7 protein-coding genes are annotated in these 13,600 nt (G+C 74.6%); 5 read left to right on the top strand and 2 right to left on the bottom strand.

What is annotated here, in order from left to right; translation table 11 throughout:
* Nucleotides 1–63: 63 nt before the first annotated feature.
* The gene (locus tag B1H19_RS26780) at nt 64–3,012 is read right to left on the bottom strand and encodes a lysylphosphatidylglycerol synthase transmembrane domain-containing protein (protein WP_083107299.1); all 2,949 of its coding nucleotides are present in this window, start codon (nt 3,010–3,012) and stop codon (nt 64–66) included.
* Nucleotides 3,013–3,200: 188 nt separating this feature from the next.
* On the opposite strand from B1H19_RS26780, the gene B1H19_RS26785 reads away from it, so the two are divergent.
* From B1H19_RS26785 to nudC, 5 genes are all read left to right on the top strand, one after another.
* Nucleotides 3,201–3,590 (top strand): MGMT family protein, encoded by a 390-nt coding sequence (locus B1H19_RS26785; protein WP_083107300.1) that lies wholly within the window; start codon nt 3,201–3,203, stop codon nt 3,588–3,590.
* An 80-nt stretch (nt 3,591–3,670) separates the two neighbouring features.
* Nucleotides 3,671–6,997: an ATP-dependent helicase gene (locus tag B1H19_RS26790; RefSeq protein ID WP_083107301.1), complete on the top strand. Its 3,327-nt coding sequence runs from the start codon at nt 3,671–3,673 to the stop codon at nt 6,995–6,997.
* On the top strand, nt 6,994–10,686 hold the full coding sequence (locus B1H19_RS26795; RefSeq protein WP_083107302.1) for an ATP-dependent DNA helicase: 3,693 nt from the start codon (nt 6,994–6,996) through the stop codon (nt 10,684–10,686). The genes B1H19_RS26790 and B1H19_RS26795 overlap by 4 nt, the downstream gene beginning before the upstream one ends.
* A 10-nt stretch (nt 10,687–10,696) precedes the next feature.
* Complete coding sequence (locus tag B1H19_RS26800) at nt 10,697–12,109, top strand: dipeptidase (RefSeq protein WP_083107303.1); 1,413 nt, start codon at nt 10,697–10,699, stop codon at nt 12,107–12,109.
* A 94-nt stretch (nt 12,110–12,203) separates the two neighbouring features.
* Entirely contained in the window at nt 12,204–13,142 is a 939-nt protein-coding gene (gene nudC / locus B1H19_RS26805) for an NAD(+) diphosphatase (RefSeq protein WP_083107304.1), read from the top strand.
* 71 nt (nt 13,143–13,213) lie between these two features.
* Here the strand turns inward: nudC and B1H19_RS26810 are convergent, their stop codons facing one another.
* Complete coding sequence (locus tag B1H19_RS26810; protein WP_083107305.1) at nt 13,214–13,456, bottom strand: mycoredoxin; 243 nt, start codon at nt 13,454–13,456, stop codon at nt 13,214–13,216.
* Between the last annotated feature and the right edge of the window lie 144 nt (nt 13,457–13,600).

Below are 13,600 nucleotides of genomic sequence, written 5' to 3' on the forward strand. Positions count from 1 at the left end.
GCGTGCACAAGGCGCCGGTCCCGTGCGGACCGGCGCCTTTGCGTATCCCGGGTACCGCCCGGCTCAGATCTCGCCCTTGTGCGTCAGGTAGTTGAACGCCAGCCAGCCTGGCAGCACCGGAAGCCAGAAGGTCATCAGGCGGAACAGCAGGACGGCGGGCAGGGCCGTGTCGGCGGCCAGCCCCGAGAACGTCAGCGCACCCCACAGCGCACCCTCGACGGCGCCCACACCGCCCGGCGTCGGAGCCGCCGAGCCCAGCGCGTTACCGGCGAGGAAGGCCACCGCGACGCTCGCATAGCTGAGCTTGTCGCCGCCGCCGAACGCCCGGATCGAGGCGTCCAGGCACATCACGTTCGCCGCCGTCAGCAGCAGCATCCCGCCGATACCCATGATCAGCTTCCGCGGCCGCTGGAGGATGTCCAGCATCCGCGGCACCACACCCGCGAACAGCGACCGCAGCCGGGTGGAGACGAATTTGCGCAGTGCCGGGACGGCCGTCACCACCAGCACCAGCACGGCCACCGTCAGCAGCCCCGCGATGACCGTACGCGACGGCGAGATCTGCGGTGCGTGCTCGGTGCCGGTCAGATAGCCGAAGAGCAGCAGGAGCAGGATGTGGCTGCCCAGGCCGAACAGCTGGGAGGCGCCGACGCTGGCCACCGCCAGGCCCGACCGCACCCCGGCGCGCTGGAGGAAGCGGGTGTTGAGCGCCACCCCGCCGATCGCCGCCGGCGCCACCAGCTTCACGAAGTTGCCCGCGATCTGCGCGATCACCGTCCGGACGAACGAGACCTTCTCCGTGACGAAGCCCAGCAGGCTCATCGCCGCCGCGATGTAGGTCAGCGCGGAGAAGAACACCGCCACCAGGACCCACATCCACTGGGCCCGGCTGATCACATCGCCGAGGTTGAAGTTGGTCAGCTGCGACAGCAGCAGATACACCGCGAACGCCCCGGCGATCCAGCTGATCAGGATGCGCGGGCTCAGCCGCTCCAGCTTGGCCGGTTCGATCACGGCCGTCGGCCGCATCAGCAGCACCTGGCGGCGGATCTGGGCCAGCAGATCCTCCTCGCGGGCCTCCTCCGAAGCCTCTTCCAGGGCGCGTTTCTCGGCGTTCTTCGCGGCATGCCGCTCGGCCCGCAGCGTTCTGCGGTCCGGGGGGCCCGACGCCTCCCGGGCCTCGCGGGCCTCCTTGGCGGCCTGCGAGGCGGCCAGGACGGCCTCCCGCTCCCGCTTGGCGCGCTCGCGGGCCCGCTGGCGCAGGGTCGCGCGGGTGGTGCGGCTGAGCGCGATCGGCTGGAGCAGCGGCAGGCTGTCGGCGACCGCGTCCGGGCCGAGGACCTCCACGGCCGCCGCGACCGCCCGTTCGGCGCCCACCCGCAGCCCGCAGGTGGCCAGGAGCTGCGCGATGTCCATCCGCAGTACGAGGTCTCCGGCGGCGATCTCCCCGCCGCGCAGATCGGTCAGCACGATATTGCCGGAACGATCCACCAGCAGCGCATCGCCCACCAGTCGCCGGTGCGCGATCCGCCGCGACTGGAGCGACTGGACCTGCCGCCAGGCGCTGTGCATCAGCGCGTCGGTGATCTCCTCGTCGGCCAGCTGGTCGAAGGTGCGGCCGCCGATGTGCTCGTAGACCAGCATCACCGCGTCCGGGCCGAGCTCGGAGGTGGCGATCAGCTTGGGTGCCGCCGCGCCCGCCGCGATCGCCGCGTACGCCAGAAGCGCCTCCTGTTCGAGGGCCTGGCGCAGCGACTGGAGGCTGCGGCGCTGGTTGATGCCGCGCAGCGACAGCCGCCGCCACACCCGGTAGAAGAAGCCGTGGGCCTGCTGCTCGCGGTCGACGACGGTGACGTCGATGGGCGGGCCGTCCTCCAGCGTGACCAGGTAGCGGCGGCCGCGGTCGGGCTGCTCGGGGGTGGCCATGTCCTCGGCCCGCCGCGCGCTGACCGGATGGAACCCGACCCGGCGCAGCCCGGCCAGCAGGTTCTGGCCGGTGGGGCGGACGTTGGGGGAGCCGACGGCGTAGAGGGTGCCGTAGGCGACGGTCCAGCCGATCAGGACGGTGGTGGCGATGGCGAACGGGGTGGTGTAGCGCCCGACCAGTACCGCGAAGGCGTCCAGCAGCAGCACGGCCCACATCGCCACCCGCCAGCGCGGCCGGCGCGACATGCCCACCGCCGTCATATAGGCGATCACGGGTGCCAGATAGCTGTGCACCGGCGACGAGAGGGAGCCGTTCTCCAGCGGCTGGGTGAGCGCGGCCCGGATGGACGGCGGTGCCGCCTCGGCCACCCACAGGTCGGCGCCCAGTGCCACGCCGTGCGCCAGGACGGCCGCCAGCACACCGTCCGCGATCCGCAGCCCGTCCCGTTTGATCAGCCGCTCCACGGCGAACGCCACCGGGACGATCAGCACCGCGACGCCGGCGGTCAGCCCCGCCAGGTTGATCAGCAGCTCCGGGGCGGCCCCGAAGCCCTTGCCGATGTCGTTCTTCAGGCCCTGGGTGGTGCCGTGGGCGAAGGTGGCCAGCCCCAGGACCAGCGCGATCCCGACGATGCCGAGCAGCAGCCGCAGCAGGTCGGAGGGGCGGTGCACCCGCGCGGGCAGCAGCGGTTCGTCGCCGAAGACCTGGTCGACGTGGAACTCGCCGTGTTCGTCGGGGTGCACCTCGGCGCGGTGCGAGCCGGTACGGGGCGTGCCGGTACGGGGCGTGCCGCCGGGCTGCTTCGTGCCACCGGTGCGCTTGTCGTCGGTGCGCGCGTCATCCGTGCGCGCGTCGTCCTTGGGCTCCTCGTCCCTGGGCCGCGGCTCCTCCTCGTGCCGCGTGCGGGGCTCGGGGTCCGCGGCCGTTGCCGGCCTCTCGGACACCTGGGGTGGTTCGGCCTTCTTGATCGTGCTCGCCTTTTCCGTCGGCTGTGGGGCGCCGGCGGCCAGCGCGTCAGGGGCGCCCGCCTCCCGCGGAGGCGCCGCACCCTGCTGCTCGGCCGTCTCTTCTTGATCTCGTATCACCAGTCACCGTCCGGAAGATGGTGGCACGGCCGACCGCCGGCGGAGGGCATCAGGGTGCATTCCGGGGGTGCGGAAAGCGGAACCTTCTCCCTCACACCGCGTCGCCACCGCCGTGGCCGGGGGCCTCCACGGCGGCCCGGACCATGCGTCCGCTCCCATTGTCGGTGCCGTGCGGCAGTATGGACCGAATGAGTGGGACGGCAGACACGGGGGCGGACGAACCCGACATCCGGGCGGCCGCCGAGCCGCCCGAAGCGGCCGCACTTCCCGCGTACGCGGAGCGGGTGCTCGACGTCGCCGAGCTGATTCCGCCCGGGCGGGTGATGACGTACGGGGATGTGGCCGAGTGGCTCGAAGAGGGAGGCCCGCGGCAGGTGGGGCGGGTGATGGCCCTCTACGGCGGGGCGGTGCCCTGGTGGCGGGTGGTGCGCGCGGACGGTGCCCTGCTGCCCGGCCACGAGCTGCGGGCGCTGGCGCACTACCGCGAGGAGGGCACACCGCTGCGGGAGGCGTCGCGCGGCGCCCAGGGCCACATACCCCGGATCGATATGCGGCGGGCCCGCTGGGACGGCTCGTGAGCCGCCTGGCGTAGCGTCGCCTGGCACTGCCCGCACCCATCCCACCCCGATCAGCAACCCCACCAGGACCGGCGATCCACGTGAGCTCCTCCTCCTCGGCCGTCCCCGCGACGCCGCCGCACCGTGCGGCGCGGCGGACGGCCCCCGGCGCGTACCGGCTGGTGCGCACCCCGCCGGTGCCGGTGGACCCTCCTGCCTTGGACGCCGCCCAGCGCGCCGTGGTTGACCATCGCCACGGCCCGCTCCTGGTGCTCGCCGGGCCCGGCACCGGCAAGACCACGACCCTGGTGGAGTCGGTCGCCCGCCGGGTGGACGGCGGCACCGACCCCGAGCGGATCCTCGTCCTCACCTTCAGCCGCAAGGCCGCCGTGGACCTGCGCGACCGCCTCGCCGCCCGCACGGGCGCCGGCCGCGCCCCCCAGGCCACGACCTTCCATTCCTTCGCCTACGCCCTGGTGCGCGCCCACCAGGACGCCGAGCTCTTCGCCGACCCGCTGCGGCTGCTGTCCGGCCCCGAACAGGACCTCGTCGTACGCGAGCTCCTGGAGGGCCAGGCCGAACTGGCCGGCGCCGGCCGCGCCCGGGCCGGCTGGCCCGACGAACTGCGCGCCTGCCTGACCACCCGCGGCTTCGCCGACGAGGTCCGCGCCGTGCTCGCCCGCAGCCGCGAACTGGGCCTGGGCCCCGACGCCCTGGGCGCCTTCGCCCGGCGCACCGGCCGCCCCGACTGGAGCGCCGCCGCCGCCTTCCTGGCCGAATACCTCGACGTCCTGGACGGCCAGGGCGTGCTGGACTACGCCGAACTGATGCACCGCGCCGTCCTGCTCGCCGAGGAACCCCGCGTCGCCGCCCGGCTGGCCGCCGCCTACGACGCCGTCTACGTCGACGAGTACCAGGACACCGACGTCGCCCAGATACGGCTGCTGCGCGCGCTCGTCGGCCACCGGGGCGCGCCCGGCACCCCGGGTACCCCGGGCCGGACGCTCCTGGCCTTCGGCGACCCCGACCAGTCGATCTACGCCTTCCGCGGCGCCGACGTGAACGGCATCCTCGGCTTCCCCGAGGACTTCCGGCGCGCCGACGGCGCCCCCGCCCCGGTGGAGGTCCTGCGCACCTCCCGGCGCTCGGGCGCCACCCTGCTGGCCGCCACCCGGCTGCTCACCCACCGCATGCCGCTCACCCGCCTCCCGGCCGCGAAGGTACGGGCCCACCGCGAGCTGACCGCGGGTCGCCAGGGCGGCCGCGTCGAGGTGTACACCTACCCGACCCCCGGCACCGAACTGGACAACATCGCCGACATCCTGCGCCGCGCCCACCTGGAGGACGGCGTGCCCTGGCGCGAGATGGCCGTCCTCGTGCGCGCCGGAGGCCGTTCGATCCCGGCCGTGCGCCGCGCCCTCACCTCCGCCGGCGTGCCCCTCGACATCGACGGCGACGACCTCCCGCTGCGCCACGAACCGGCCGTCGCCCCGCTGCTGACCGCGCTGCGGGTGGCGGCCCGCGGGGTGCTGGCGGCGGATGCGGCCGCCGCCCTCGACACCGAGACCGCCCTCGACCTGCTGACCTCTCCCCTGGGCGGGATGGACGCCACCGACCTGCGCCGCCTGGGCCGCGCCCTGCGCGACGAGGAACGGGCCGCCGGCGAGGCCGTACCCCGCCCCTCGGACGAGCTGATCGCCCGCGCCCTGGCCGAACCGGAGCGCCTCGTCGCGCACGATCCGGCGTACGCCCGCGGCGCACAGCGGCTCGGCGAGCTGCTCCGTGCGGCCCGTGAGCTGCTCGCCGGTGGCGGCACCGCCGAAGAGGCCCTGTGGCAGCTGTGGGACCGCACCCCCTGGCCCGGCCGTCTGGAGCGCGCCGCCCGCCGCGGCGGCCCGGCCGGCCGCAACGCCGACCGCGACCTGGACGCCGTCGTCGCCCTCTTCGAGACCGCCGCCCGCGCCGAGGACCGCACCGGCGGCCGCGGCGCCCTGAACTTCCTGGAGGAGCTGGCCGCCCAGGACATCGCCGCCGACACCCTCACCCGCCGCACCGTCCGCCCCGACGCCGTACGCCTGATGACCGCCCACCGCGCCAAGGGCCTGGAATGGCACCTCGTGGTCGTCGCCGGCGTCCAGGAGGGCCTGTGGCCCGACCTGCGCCGCCGCGGCTCCCTCCTGGAGGCCGACCGCATCGGCCGCGACGGCCTGGCCGAACCGCTCACCCCGGGCGCGCTCCTCGCCGAGGAACGCCGGCTGTTCTACGTGGCCGCCACCCGCGCCCGCGAGCGCCTGGTGGTGACCGCCGTCAAGGCCGCTGCCGACGACGGCGAGACGCCCTCCCGCTTCCTGACCGAACTCGGCGTCACCCCCCAGGACGTCACCGGCCGCCCCCGCCGCCCCCTGTCCGTCGCCGCCCTGGTCGCCGAACTGCGCGCCACCACCGTCGACCCGGCCGCCGGAGAGGCGCTGCGCGACGCCGCCGCCAGCCGCCTGGCCAGGCTCGCCGCGCTGACCGACGACGACGGCCACCCGCTGGTCCCCGCCGCCGACCCCGACACCTGGTGGGGCCTGGCCGAACCGACCCACAACGCCGTCCCGCTGCGCGACCGCGACCGGCCCGTGGTGCTCTCCGGCAGCGCCCTCGACCAGCTCGCCAACACCTGCTCCCTCCAGTGGTTCCTGGGCCGCGAGGTCAAGGCCGAGCCGCCCGCCACCGCCGCCCAGGGCTTCGGCAACGTCGTCCACGTCCTCGCCGACGAGGTCGCCTCCGGGCGCAGCCCCGCCGATCTCGGCGTCCTGATGGCACGCCTGGACTCCGTCTGGGACGCCCTCGCCTTCGACGCCCCCTGGAAGTCCCGCCAGGAGAAGGACACCGCCCGCGCCGCCCTGGAGCGCTTCCTGCGCTGGCACGTCATGGAACGCGACACCCTCGGCCGCGCCCCCGTCGCCAGCGAGCACGGCTTCGACGTCACCCTCGCCGCCGGCGCCTACGAGGTCCGCATCCGCGGCACCATGGACCGCGTCGAGCGCGACGCCCAAGGCCGCGCCTACGTCGTCGACTTCAAGACCGGCAAGCAGAAGCCCACCGGCCCGGAGGTCGCCCGCCACCCCCAGCTCGCCGTCTACCAGCTCGCGGTGCGCGAAGGCGCCGTCGACGACGCCTTCGACGGGCGCACCCCCGACCCCGCCGGCGCCGAGCTGGTCCATCTGCGCCTCGGCGCGCCCAGGAAGGAGGGCGGCGACGCCCTGCCCGCCGTCCAGACCCAGCCGCCGCCCGACGGGGAATGGATCGGCGAACTGCTCGCCACCGCCGCCGGCCGCGTCCTGGAGGAACGCTTCACCCCCACCTCCGGCAGCCACTGCACCCACTGCGCCTTCCGCGCCGCGTGCAGCGCCCAGCCGGAGGGGCGGCACCTCGTCGAATGAGCCCGGCCCGCGGCGCCCGTCCGCCGGGCCACCGCCCGGGGCGGGCCGGGGAGCGACCCGGCCCGCCGCGATTGTCAGTGCCGCCGGATACGGTTTTCGACGTGCCTCACCTCAGCGACCCCGAGCAGCTCAAGGAGCTCCTCGGCATCCCGTTCACGCCGGAGCAGACGGAGTGCATCACCGCCCCGCCCGCCCCGCAGGTCATCGTGGCCGGAGCCGGCTCCGGCAAGACGACGGTGATGGCCGCCCGCGTGGTGTGGCTGGTGGGCACGGGCCAGGTCGCGCCCGAACAGGTCCTCGGACTGACCTTCACCAACAAGGCCGCCGGCGAGCTCGCCGAGCGCGTCCGCGCCGCCCTGCTCAAGGCCGGTGTCACCGACCCCGACCCGCTCCCGCCCGGTGCCCCCGGGGGCGGCCAGCCCCCCGGCGAGCCCCGCATCGCCACCTACCACGCCTTCGCCGGCCAGCTCCTCAAGGACCACGGCCTGCGCATCGGCCTCGAACCGAGCGCCCGCCTGCTCGCCGACGCCACCCGCTTCCAGCTCGCCGCCCGCGTCCTGCGCGCCGCCCCCGGCCCGTATCCGGCGCTCACCAAATCCCTGCCGTCCCTGGTCGAAGACCTCCTCGCGCTCGACGCCGAGCTCGCCGAACACCTCGTGGACCCGGCCCGCCTGCACACCCACGACGGCGACCTCCTCGCCGCCCTCGACGGCAGCCCGCTCACCAACGCCGACCTGCGCAAGGTCCCCGAAACCGCCCGCGCCCGCCGCGAACTCCTCGGCCTCGTCGGCGCCTACCGCGACGAAAAACGCCGCCGCGACCTCCTCGACTTCGGCGACCAGATCGCCGCCTCCGCCACCCTCGCCACCACCCGCCCCGAGGTCGGCACGGCCCTGCGCGAGGAATTCCGCGTCGTCCTCCTCGACGAGTACCAGGACACCTCCGTCGCCCAACGCCTGCTGCTCTCCGGCCTGTTCGGCCAGGGCACCGGCCACGCCGTCACCGCCGTCGGCGACCCCTGCCAGGCCATCTACGGCTGGCGCGGCGCCTCCGTCGCCAACCTCGACGACTTCCCCCAGCACTTCCCCTTCCGCGACGGCACCCCCGCCCGCCGCTTCGCCCTCAGCGAGAACCGCCGCAGCGGCGGCCGCCTCCTCGACCTCGCCAACACCCTCGCCGCGCCCCTGCGCGCCCGGCACCACGGCGTCGAGGCCCTGCGCCCCGCCCCCGGAGCCGCCCGCGACGGCATCGTCCGCTGCGCCCTGCTGCCCACCCACGCCGAGGAGCTGACCTGGCTCGCCGACTCCCTGGCTCATCTCGTCCGCACCGGCACCCCGCCCGGCGAGATCGCCGTCCTGTGCCGCACCGCGGGCGATTTCGCCCGTATCCAGGGCGAGCTCGTCGCCCGTGACGTCCCCGTCGAGGTCGTGGGCCTGTCCGGGCTCCTCCACCTCCCCGAGATCGCCGACCTGGTAGCCGTCTGCGAGGTCCTCCAGGACCCCACCGCCAATGCCTGCCTCGTCCGCCTGCTGACCGGCCCCCGCTGGCGCATCGGCCCCCGCGACCTCGCCCTCCTGGGCCGCCGCGCCCGCACCCTCGTCCACCACGCCGGCACCCCGGGCGATCCGGCCGACGACCCCGACCGGCGCCTCGCCCAGGCCGTCGAGGGCACCGACCCGGCCGAGACCATCTCCCTGGCCGACGCCCTCGACACCTTCCTGGAGCCCGACGGCCCCGACGACGGTCTGCCCTTCTCCGCCGAGGCCCGCGTCCGCTTCGCCCGCCTCGCCACCGAACTGCGCGATCTGCGCCGCGGCCTCGGCGACCCGCTCATGGACGTCCTGCACCGCGTCCTCACCGCCACCGGCCTGGAAGTCGAACTCTCCGCCTCCCCCCACGCCCTCGCCGCCCGCCGCCGCGAAACCCTCGGCACCTTCCTCGACATCGCGGCCGGCTTCGCCGCCAAACAGGGCGGCGAAGCCCTCGACGGCGACGCCTCGCTCCTCGCCTTCCTCGGCTTCCTGCGCACCGCCGTCCAGTACGAGAAGGGCCTCGACAGCTCCCTGCCCGGAGGCGACAACACCGTCAAGGTCCTCACCGCCCACAAGTCCAAGGGCCTGGAATGGGACGTCGTCGCCGTCCCCGGCCTGGTCGCCAAGCAGTTCCCCAGCCAGCAGGCCCGCGAGTCCTGGATCACCCAGCCCAAGGTCCTCCCGCACGCCCTGCGCGGCGACGCCGCCACCCTCCCCGACGTCGCGGAATGGGACGCCCGCGGCCTGAAGACGTTCAAGGAGGCGATGAAGGACCACCAGGAGACCGAGGAACTCCGCCTGGGCTACGTCACCTTCACCCGCCCGCGCTCCCTCCTGCTGGGCTCCGGCCACTGGTGGGGCCCGAACCAGAAGCGCCCCCGCGGCCCGTCCGCCTTCCTCACCGCCCTGCGCGCGCACTGCGAGGCCGGGCACGGCGAGATCGAAGCCTGGGCCGACGCCCCCGAGGAGGGCTCCGAGAACCCGGCCCTCACCGAATCCGCCACCGAAGTGGCCTGGCCGCTCCCCCTCGACCCCGACGCCACCGCCCGCCGCCGCGCCGCCGCGGCCAGGGTCCGGGGGCATCTGGCGCGGCCCGCGGACCCGTTCACCGCCCCGGCCTGTGCTCCGGAGTGGCCGCCGCCCCCGGAGGACGGGGCGGCGGGGGAGCCGTACGGTCCGTATGACGAGCCCGATCCGGACGAGCCCGATCCGTTCGACGACGCCTCTTTCGATGGCGCCTCTGAGGATCCGTACGAGGGCCCGTACGACGACGCCTTCGAGGGCCCCCACCACGACCCGATCGACGACCCCCTCGAGGACCCCCACGACGCCCCGCCCCCCCGCATCATCGCCCAGCGCGCCGCCCCGCCCGCCGTCCTGGAGGAGGCCCCGCGCGGCCTCCTCCCCGAGGAGCGCCGCGCCGTGGCCTCCTGGGACCGCGATCTCGACGCCCTCGCCGATGAACTGCGCCGCGCCCGCCGGACGGTCCGCGACGTCCCGCTCCCGCCCTCCCTGAGCGCCACCCAGCTGCTCCACCTCGCCGCCGACCCCGACGGCTTCGCCCGCGAGCTGGCCCGCCCCATGCCCCGCCCGCCGCAGCCCGCCGCCCGCCGCGGCACCCGCTTCCACGCCTGGGTCGAATCCCGCTTCGAGGAGCTGACCCTGCCGCTGCTCGGCCCCGACGAACTCCCCGGCGCCGAAGGTGACGAGACGGACATCGCCGACGAACGCGACCTGGAGGACCTCAAGGCGGCCTTCGCCCGCACCCCGTACGCCCACCGCACCCCCCACCGCGTCGAGGCCCCCTTCCAGCTCACCCTCGCCGGACGGGTGATCCGCGGCCGTATCGACGCCGTCTACAAGGAACACGGCCCCCAGGGCGACCGCTTCGAGATCGTCGACTGGAAGACCACCCGCGCCCTGGCCCGCGGCCCGGGCGGCACCCTGCGCATCCCCGACGCCGACCCTCTCCAGCTGGCCGTCTACCGCCTCGCCTGGGCCGAGCGCCACGGCCTGCGCCCCTCCGCCGTGGGCGCCGCCTTCGTCCACATCCGCAGCGGGGAGATCATCCGCCCCCGCCGGCTGCCGGGCCGCGCCGGGCTGGAGCGCATCCTGCTCGGTGAGACCGCCGACCGGCACCACCCGGAGGGCCGATAGGCTCGGCCATATGAGCACCACCCCGGACAACGCCGTCCGCGCCTATGTCGCAGATCACCGCGGGACGTTCCTCGACGCCCTCGCCGACTGGTTGCGCATCCCCTCCGTGTCCGCCGACCCGGAGCGCGCCGGCGATGTCCGCCGCAGTGCCGAATGGCTCGCTGCCGAGCTCGCCGACACCGGCTTCCCCACCGCCGAGATCTGGGAGACCGAGGGCGACGGCCTGCCCGCCGTCTTCGCCGAGTGGCCCTCCGGCGATCCCAGCGCGCCGACCGTGCTCGTCTACGGCCACCACGACGTCCAGCCCGCCGCCCGCGAGGACGGCTGGCACACCGACCCGTTCGAGCCGCGGACCGTCGACGGCAGGCTCTACGCCCGCGGCGCCGCCGACGACAAGGGCCAGGTGTTCTTCCACACCCTCGGCGTCCGCGCCCACCTCGCCGCCACCGGGCGCACCGCCCCCGCCGTCAACCTCAAGCTCCTGATCGAGGGCGAGGAGGAGTCCGGCTCGCCGAACTTCCCGGCCCTGGTCCGCACCCACGCCGACCGCCTGGCCTGCGACGCCGTCATCGTCTCCGACACCGGTATGTGGGCCGCGGACACCCCCACCGTCTGCACCGGCATGCGCGGCCTGACGGACTGTCAGATAGACCTCTTCGGCCCCGACCAGGACATCCACTCCGGCTCCTTCGGCGGTGCGGTCCCCAACCCCGCCACCGAGGCCGCCCGGCTGGCCGCCGCCCTGCACGACGACGACCGCCGCGTGGCGGTCCCCGGCTTCTACGACGGCGTCATCGAGCTGACCGACCGCGAACGCGAGCTCTTTGCCGAGCTGCCCTTCGACGAGGCCGCCTGGCTGCGCACCGCCCACTCCCACGCCGCCCTCGGCGAGGCCGGCAGCACCACCCTCGAACGCATCTGGGCCCGCCCCACCGCCGAGGTCAACGGCATCTCCGGCGGCTATCAGGGCCCCGGCGGCAAGACCATCGTCCCGGCCGCCGCGCAGCTCAAGCTCTCCTTCCGCCTCGTCGCCGGCCAGGACGCGGACGCCGTCCAGAAGTCCGTACGCGACTGGGTCGCCGCCCGCCTGCCGGCCGGCATCCGCCACGAGATCACCTTCTGGGGCGCCACCCGCCCCTGTCTGACCCCGCTCGACCACCCCGCGCTGCGGTCCGTCGTCCGCGCCATGGAACGGGCCTTCGGCCAGACGGTCCGCTTCACCCGGGAAGGCGGCTCCGGGCCCGCCGCGGACCTCCAGGACATCCTCGACGTCCCCGTCCTCTTCCTCGGCATCTCCGTCCCCTCCGACGGCTGGCACGCACCGAACGAAAAGGTCGAGCTCGACCTGCTGATGAAGGGCGTCGAGACCGCCGCCCACCTGTGGGGCGATCTGGCGGAGAACTGGCGGCCCGGCACGGCCTGACCCCACGGGCCCCGCCCGTCCCCGCGCGTCAGCCGTCCCGACCCGCGCCCGTACGTAGCAATCACCCACGCCACAGGGGGAGTTGGAAACAGCAGTGACCACCTGGACCAACCACCACACCGACGACCGGCCCATCACCTTCAGCGCGCCGAGCGGAATCGACCGCTCTGCCCACCACCGCCTCGACGAGGCATGGCTCGCGGCCGCCTGGAGCCATCCGACGACGCGGGTCTTCGTGGTGTCCGGCGGCCAGGCGCTGATCGACGACACCCCCGACGGCCGCACCGAACTGATCATGACGCCGTCCTTCGAGGCGCCGCTGACCGAGGCCCACCGCTACTACCTCGGCACCGACGACGAGGGCGTCAGCTACTTCGCGCTCCAGAAGGACGCCCTGCCCGGCCGGATGGACCAGTCCGCCCGCCCCGCCGGGCTGCGCGAGGCCGGCCTGCTCCTCTCGCCCCGGGACGCCGGACTCCTCGTCCACGCCGTCGCCCTCGAAAACTGGCAGCGCCTGCACCGCTTCTGCTCCCGCTGTGGCGAACGCACCGTCATCGCGGCCGCCGGCCACATCCGCCGCTGCCCCGCCTGCGGCGCCGAGCACTACCCCCGCACCGACCCGGCCGTCATCATGCTCGTCACCGACGAGGAGGACCGCGCCCTGCTCGGCCGCCAGGTCCACTGGCCCGAAGGCCGCTTCTCCACCCTCGCCGGCTTCGTCGAGCCCGGTGAGTCCATCGAGCAGTCGGTCGCCCGCGAGGTCTTCGAGGAGGCCGGCGTCGTCGTCGGCGACGTGGAGTACATCGCCAGCCAGCCCTGGCCCTTCCCCTCCAGCCTGATGCTCGGCTTCATGGCACGCGCCACGTCCTCCGAGATCCAGGTGGACGGCGAGGAGATCGAGGAGGCCCGCTGGTTCTCCCGCGAGGACCTGCGCGCCGCCTTCGAAGCCGGCGAGGTCCTCCCGCCCTACGGCATCTCCATCGCCGCCCGCCTCATCGAGCTCTGGTACGGCAAGCCGCTCCCCAAGCCCTGACCGCACAGCGCCGGGGGCCGGGCCCCGTCACCGGGCCCGGCCCCCGACCGCATGCGGCGACGTGAGCCGTCTCACAGCCCGATCTTCTGCTTGACCTGCGCCAGGGACGGATTGGTCAGCGTGGAACCGTCCGGGAAGCGCACGGTCGGCACCGTCTGGTTGCCCCCGTTGGCCTTCTCCACGAACGCCGCCGACTCCGGGTCCTGCTCAATGTTGATCTCGGTGTACGCGATCCCCTCGCGGTCCATCTGCCCCTTCAGTCGACGGCAGTACCCGCACCAGGTCGTGCTGTACATCGTCACAGTTCCCGCCATGCGCCCCGCGCTCCTCACGTCTCGATGTCCCGAGGTCCCCGATGTCCCGAGGCCCCGGTTTCCCAACCGTCCCGACACCGTGCGCGCCGGGACGACCAGTGGGAGAACGCACCGGCCCCTCGGACCATTCCCGCCTCTTCCACA

This window comes from Streptomyces gilvosporeus (assembly GCF_002082195.1).
Taxonomy (GTDB): Bacteria; Actinomycetota; Actinomycetes; order Streptomycetales; family Streptomycetaceae; genus Streptomyces; species Streptomyces gilvosporeus.